The sequence below is a fragment of the Facklamia sp. P12937 genome, from assembly GCF_050409505.1.
GTDB lineage: Bacteria > Bacillota > Bacilli > Lactobacillales > Aerococcaceae > Facklamia.
Map to the genome: position 1 here is coordinate 1 of NZ_JBNUPI010000048.1, position 876 is coordinate 876.

Here is an 876-nt window from a genome sequence, read left to right on the forward strand (position 1 = left end):
CGCTCAATTTTTGTTTTATTCTTCTATGATTATAGTGGTGAATATATTGATTAATCTTATTCATCAGTTTCTTATAACTTGTCAGTGGTTCTCCATAATAGGCCTTAAATACATTTTCTGCTCATCGGCTGTCTTGAACGCTGTCACATCAGCGATTAATTTTTGAAGAGGATATTTTGCACTAAAGCGACGATTGAGGGGGTTGGGAGCAATTGTTTCTTTGTAAGAGCTATAGCGACGTGACTTTCGCCAGAATTTTGTAAGTTTTAAGCCGAGCTTATTCATGATTCGTAAAGCTTTTTTAGGGTCAATTTTTTGATGGTGTGTTTTGTATAATTCAGCCGTAATTCGTCGATAACTATAGGTTTCATAGAGTTCGTGAAATATTTGTTGAGTCTTTTCTTCTAATTCAGAATCATCAGTAACTTTATTCTTTTGACGAAGTCCGTTTTTATTAAGTTTCTTTACCACTTTGGGCGGCCTTTCTATCGGTCTATTCAGAGCTTTAGAATCCCCTTCAAGATAAACGCCTTTGCAATTAGCTAGCATTGATGGATTCGTAAGGTTAAAGGCGATTGCCGTTTCTTTATAGGAAGCAGCTATTCTTTGCTTAAAGTGTAAAACATTCAGCTTAAAAATCTAAAGAATAATCTGCTTTTCCTTGAATTGCTTTTAACCCATTTGCCCCCTATCTTTTATAAGTGTAAACCCGATTCTTGACTAAAGAAGGTGAAGGAATCCCCTATTTTTTGTTAAAGCCTAGTAACCTAATTATCCTTCTAAACACCCTTCAATCACTTTCATTTTCAATTCAGAAGCCTATTTTTAGACATAAAAGGACCCCCAAAAGTTAGTTTTTAACTCGAACTTTTGGGG

At 35.2% G+C, this 876-nt stretch carries 2 protein-coding genes; both read right to left on the bottom strand.

Features of this window, described 5'->3' with window-relative positions; translation table 11 throughout:
• On the bottom strand, positions 1 to 64 hold a 64-nt coding region (locus tag ACQV2R_RS08630; RefSeq protein ID WP_428892118.1), incomplete at its 3' end, for a hypothetical protein.
• A 17-nt stretch (positions 65 to 81) separates the two neighbouring features.
• The gene (locus tag ACQV2R_RS08635) at positions 82 to 471 is read right to left on the bottom strand and encodes an IS3 family transposase (protein ID WP_428892117.1); all 390 of its coding nucleotides are present in this window, start codon (positions 469 to 471) and stop codon (positions 82 to 84) included.
• Positions 472 to 876: the final 405 nt, after the last annotated feature.